The sequence below is a fragment of the Salinicola sp. genome, from assembly GCF_982684285.1.
Genome location: NZ_CEXLVS010000252.1, coordinates 1 through 5,904 on the forward strand (window position 1 = coordinate 1; position 5,904 = coordinate 5,904).

At 62.9% G+C, this 5,904-nt stretch carries 4 protein-coding genes; 1 reads left to right on the plus strand and 3 read right to left on the minus strand.

The genetic code is table 11. The annotated features are described in order from the left end of the window. Positions 1-200 precede the first annotated feature (200 nt). From trxB to AC3AYF_RS17365, 3 genes are all read right to left on the minus strand, one after another. Entirely contained in the window at positions 201-1,151 is a 951-nt protein-coding gene (gene trxB / locus AC3AYF_RS17355) for a thioredoxin-disulfide reductase (protein WP_295039546.1), read from the minus strand. A 240-nt stretch (positions 1,152-1,391) separates the two neighbouring features. Next, positions 1,392-1,994, minus strand: coding sequence for a peroxiredoxin (locus AC3AYF_RS17360; protein ID WP_110602207.1), 603 nt, complete (start codon positions 1,992-1,994; stop codon positions 1,392-1,394). A 150-nt stretch (positions 1,995-2,144) separates the two neighbouring features. Continuing rightward, the gene (locus tag AC3AYF_RS17365) at positions 2,145-2,351 is read right to left on the minus strand and encodes a zinc ribbon domain-containing protein (protein ID WP_295039549.1); all 207 of its coding nucleotides are present in this window, start codon (positions 2,349-2,351) and stop codon (positions 2,145-2,147) included. Between the two features lie 385 nt (positions 2,352-2,736). Here AC3AYF_RS17365 and acnA point away from each other — a divergent pair, with 385 nt between their 5' ends. After that, positions 2,737-5,499 carry an aconitate hydratase AcnA gene (gene acnA / locus AC3AYF_RS17370; protein WP_295039552.1) on the plus strand — a complete coding sequence of 921 codons (2,763 nt, stop codon included), beginning with the start codon at positions 2,737-2,739 and terminating at the stop codon, positions 5,497-5,499. Positions 5,500-5,904 lie beyond the last annotated feature (405 nt).

The following is a 5,904-nucleotide window of genomic DNA, read 5'->3' on the forward strand; positions in this document are numbered from 1 at the left end:
GCCGCGAGCCGCGAGCCGCGAGCCGCGAGCCGCGAGCCGCGAGCCGCGAGCCGCGGAAATCAGGGTGCCGCAGCCCTGAATGCAACATGCCAGCGACGATATCGTCGCTGGCATGTTGCATTCAGAGCTCTTGCCCTTTCTTGCCGCTTATCTCTTCCAGGCGCGCAGCGCCGTTCGTCCCGCTTCGGGCGACGCCCGACTTAGAGCTCGTCCAGAAACCGCTCTGCGTCCAGCGCTGCCATGCAGCCGCTGCCAGCCGAGGTAATGGCCTGGCGATAGACGTGATCCATGACGTCGCCCGCCGCGAACACGCCAGGAACGCTGGTCGCCGTCGCGTTGCCTTCCAGACCGGACTGCACGCGAATATAGCCGTTGGCCATGTCGAGCTGCCCTTCGAAGATGCCGGTATTCGGCGTGTGGCCGATGGCGATGAAGACGCCCATGGCATCGATCTGCCTGGTCTCTCCCGTCAACGTGGATCGGAGCCGCGCGCCGGTGACACCGCTGCCGTCGCCCAGCACCTCGTCGAGGGTATGGTTCCACTCGATCGCCATGTTGCCGTTCTCGACCTTCTCGAAAAGGCGATCCTGCAGGATCTTCTCGCCGCGCAGGCTGTCGCGCCGGTGCACCAGCGTGACCTTCGAGGCGATATTGGAGAGATACAGCGCCTCTTCCATCGCGGTGTTGCCGCCACCGACGACGACGACGTGCTGATTGCGATAGAAGAAACCGTCGCAGGTCGCACAGGCCGATACGCCCTGCCCCATGAACTGCTGCTCGGAAGGCAACCCGAGATAACGGGCGCTGGCCCCGGTGGCGATGATCAGCGCATCGCAAGTATAGGTGCCGTTGTCCCCCTTGAGGGTGAACGGCTTCTCGCGCAGCTCGACCTCGTTGATGTGATCGAACAGCACTTCCGTCTGGAAGCGCTCGGCGTGCTTGCGCATGCGCTCCATCAGCTCCGGACCTTGCACGCCCTCTTCGTCGCCGGGCCAGTTATCCACGTCGGTGGTGGTGGTCAACTGACCGCCAGCCTGCATACCGGTGATCAGCAACGGCTTGAGATTGGCCCGTGCCGCGTAGACCGCCGCCGTGTAGCCTGCCGGCCCGGAGCCCAGAATAATCAGACGTTCGTGACGCGCATCGCTCATGACTACCTCGATTCAGATCAACGATTCGGTTGGTAAGTATCGTTACTCAACACCCTGTGGCATATCCCGAACCCGAGTCATGCCACAGGGCACTGCGATCGGCAGGCATGATACCAGAAACGACAGAGGCGGCCCGATGGGCCGCCTCCGGCATCATGCCGCTCAGGAAATACCGGATAAATTGACGAGCAGGCTGCAGCGCGGCGATTCGCCTGCACAGACATTTATGCAGTGTTTCCCTTACAGGTTGCCGGCGTAGGTGCCCAGGTACTTGGCCACGCCCTCGGCGGTGTCCTTCATACCTTCCTGGCCCTCTTCCCAGCCCGCCGGGCAGACTTCGCCGTGGGTCTGGTGGTACTTGAGTGCCTTGACCATGCGCAGCATCTCGTCGACGTTGCGGCCCAGCGGCAGGTTGTTGACCGTCTGGTGCTGGACGACGCCATCTTCATCGATCAGGAAGGAGGCGCGCAGCGCAACGCCGGCTTCCGGGTGCTCGATGCCATAGGCCTGGCAGATCTCGTGCTTGACGTCGGCCACGACAGGGAAGCCGACTTCGCCGATGCCGCCAGCGTCCGGCGAGGTCTTGCGCCAGGCGTGGTGGGTGTACTGGGAGTCGATGGAGGCACCGATCACCTCGACGCCGAGCTCCTTGAACTTCGCCAGACGGTTGTCGTGGGCGATGATCTCGGACGGGCAGACGAAGGTGAAGTCCAGCGGCCAGAAGAACAGCACGCGCAGCTTGCCGTTGCTGTCGGACAGGCGGAAGTCATCCTTGATGGAACCGTCGGGCATCACCGCGGCAGTTTCGAAATCCGGGGCTTGGCGTCCTACGAGTACGCTCATTGGGCATCTCCTGTATTGAGTCGTCGTGTGATGGCGGATTTTGGAGGGGTCAGACTAAAGGCTAACCACTCATGGGCCAATTTGATTGGCGTAATGGATCATATAGCAATTGGCTATCGAATCTCTTCGCTCTTCCTATCGGGCCCGGGCTCATACCACATCGTCGTCGCTGGCCAATGTCACGCCTTGCAGCTCCCCCGAGAGGTTCGTCTCGACCACGACATGAATCGGCTGACAGCAGATCGCGCAGTCCTCCCAGGTGTCGTAGCCGCCCGCGCTCAGATCCAGTAGCAACGAGAACGGCGCATCGCAGTAGGGGCAGTGGACAGGCCAATCGACGAGCGAATCCTGTGACATGGGTCATCTCCAGCGCTGTGGTTGCCCGGCAGAGTGTCTCGCCACGAGCTACGCTGAAGTTGGTGGCGATGGGACGCGCTTTCAAGGTCGTACCGGACGCGTACCGGACGATAGTCGTGAAGCATCCGATTGAAAATACATGTTATCGTGCCCATGATGATTGTCGACAACCTGTTCGTCGACAGCTGCCGACGGCAGCCAGGGTCTCTCGCCGGGCACGGCAGCAGAGCCCGGACAAGCCCAGACAAAAGAGTGGTGTACAGACACCCCATCGAAAGACGGTCGACAGCCGGCAGCACGCTCTCGGACCGTCGCCAAGGAACCTGACAGGCTAGCTGGCGCCCGACTCCAGGGGCCAGCTGCCGCCATGAGGAGGAACCCCCCGATGTCTACCGACCCGAGTCATACGCTAGCGACGCTCGACGTCAACGGCACGACTTTCCATTACTACAGTCTGCCCAAGGCGGCCGAGACGCTCGGCAACATCGACAAGTTGCCGATGACACTCAAGGTGCTGCTGGAAAACCAGTTGCGCTACGCCGACGACCCCACCGTGGCCGAAGAGGATATCCAGGCGCTGGCCGACTGGCTCAAGGAAGGCAGATCGACTCGCGAAATCGGCTATCGCCCCGCGCGCGTTCTGATGCAGGATTTCACCGGCGTCCCCGGCGTCGTCGATCTCGCCGCCATGCGCGATGCGGTCAAGAAACTGGGCGCCAAGGCGGATCGCATCAATCCGCTGTCGCCGGTGGACCTGGTCATCGACCACTCCGTCATGGTCGACCATTTCGGCGATGCCTCCGCGTTCAAGGACAACGTCGCCATGGAGATGGAACGTAACCTGGAGCGCTACGAGTTCCTGCGCTGGGGCCAGAAAGCGTTCGACAATTTCCGCGTCGTGCCGCCGGGCACCGGCATCTGCCACCAGGTCAACCTGGAGTATCTCGGCAAGACCGTGTGGACCAAGGAGATCGACGGCAAGACTTACGCCTTCCCGGACACGCTGGTCGGTACCGACTCCCACACCACCATGATCAACGGCCTGGGCATCCTCGGCTGGGGCGTGGGCGGTATCGAAGCCGAAGCCGCCATGCTCGGTCAGCCGGTGTCGATGCTGATCCCCGAAGTCGTCGGTTTCAAGCTGACCGGTAAGCTCAAGGAGGGCATCACCGCCACCGACCTGGTGCTGACCGTCACCCAGATGCTGCGCAAGAAAGGCGTGGTGGGCAAGTTCGTCGAATTCTACGGCGACGGCCTCAACGACCTGCCGCTGGCCGATCGCGCCACCATCGCCAACATGGCCCCGGAATACGGCGCCACCTGCGGCTTCTTCCCCGTCGACGACGAGACGCTCAACTATCTGCGCCTGACCGGCCGCGAGGAAGACCAGATCGAACTGGTCAAGGCCTATACCCAGGCCCAGGGCCTGTGGCGCGAACAGGGTGCCGAACCGACGTTCACCGATTCGCTGGCGCTGGACATGGGGGAAGTGGAAGCCTCGCTGGCCGGACCCAAGCGCCCGCAGGATCGTGTCGCGCTCTCCGACATGAAATCCACCTTCGAGAAGCTGATGGACGGCGACAAGCCGGACGCCTCGACCGAAGAGCAGGGCAAGTGGATGTCGGAAGGCGGAGACACGGCTGTCGGCGCGCCCCCGGCTGACGACGAGACCTACCGGAACGGCAGCGAATATCGTACAGACGCCAGCCAGGACGTGGAGTACGACGGCGAGAAGTTCTCGCTCGACCACGGTGCCGTGGTGATCGCAGCCATCACCTCCTGCACCAACACCTCCAACCCCAGCGTGATGATGGCCGCCGGCCTGCTGGCGCGAAAGGCCAAGGAGAAAGGACTCGACACCAAGCCGTGGGTCAAGACCTCGCTCGCGCCCGGTTCCAAGGTCGTGACCGACTATCTGGCAGCCGGTGGCGTCCAGGACGATCTCAATGCGCTGGGCTTCAACCTGGTCGGTTACGGCTGCACCACCTGTATCGGCAACTCCGGCCCGCTGCCCGGACCGATCGAGAAGGCGGTCAACGACGGCGACCTGACCGTCGCCTCGGTGCTCTCCGGCAACCGCAACTTCGAAGGCCGTGTGCATCCCTTGGTCAAGACCAACTGGCTGGCCTCTCCGCCCCTGGTCGTCGCCTACGCGCTGGCCGGCAACGTCCGCAAGGATCTGTCGAAGGAGCCGCTGGGTGAAGGCAAGGATGGCAAGCCCGTCTACCTGAAGGATATCTGGCCCTCCCAGGCCGAGATCGCCGAGGCGGTCGAAAAGGTCAAGACCGAGATGTACCGCAAGGAGTACGCGGAGGTCTTCGACGGCGACGAGATCTGGCAGTCGATCGAGTTCCCGGAGAGCGAGGTCTACGCCTGGTCCAAGGACTCCACCTACATCCAGCATCCGCCCTTCTTCGAAGGCATGGAAAAAGAGCCGAAACCGGTCGAGGACGTCACCAACGCCCGCGTGCTGGCCAAGCTGGGCGACTCCGTCACCACCGACCACATCTCGCCGGCCGGCTCGATCAAGCCGGACAGCCCCGCCGGCAGGTACCTGCAGGAAAACGGCGTGGCGGTGAAGGATTTCAACTCCTACGGCTCGCGTCGCGGCAACCACGAAGTGATGATGCGCGGCACCTTCGCCAACGTCCGTATCCGCAACGAGATGCTGGAGAACGTCGAGGGCGGCTACACCCGCCACGTGCCCAGCGGCGAGCAGATGTCGATCTACGACGCGGCGATGAAGTATGCCGAGGACGACACCCCGCTGGTGATCATCGCCGGCAAGGAGTACGGCACCGGCTCCTCCCGCGACTGGGCCGCCAAGGGCACGCGACTGCTTGGCGTGCGCGCCGTCATCACCGAGTCCTACGAGCGGATCCATCGCTCCAACCTGATCGGCATGGGCGTGCTGCCGCTGCAGTTCCCCGAGGGCGAAAGCCGCGAGACGCTGGGGCTCACCGGCGACGAGACCATCTCCATCGAGGGTCTGACGGATCTTTCTCCCGGCGCCACCGTCAAGGTGACCATTGCCGGCGACAAGGGCGAGAAGAAGATCGACGCGCTCTGCCGCATCGACACCGCCAACGAGCTGGAGTACTACCGTCACGGCGGTATTCTCCACTACGTACTGCGCAGCATGCTGTAAGCGCGTAGCGCGTCGTTTGAATGGCAGTCAGCGAAGCCCCACCGATCGGTGGGGCTTTTTCGTGGATCCTGTGCCAAACGGACGAGGCGACTCATTTCATCTCCTCGTATTTACCACTGACCGGGCACCAACCTCCCTTCAATAGCGAAACCCTGAACGCAGTCACGCTGAATTCGGGTCGGCGCAAAAGGGCATCCTGCCCGACGCGCCTCTTGCGACATCCATGTCGCAAGACCCGATTCATCGCTCCCGCGTTCAGCGCTATTGCGGAGGCGTCGAAGGCTGCCACCTCTCGAGCGTGGAGAGAAACACCCATTAACGAACAAGCCCCGCTCTCGGGCGGGGCTTGTTCGTAGCTCGTAGCTCGTAGCTCGTAGCTCGTAGCTCGTAGCTCGTAGCTCGTAG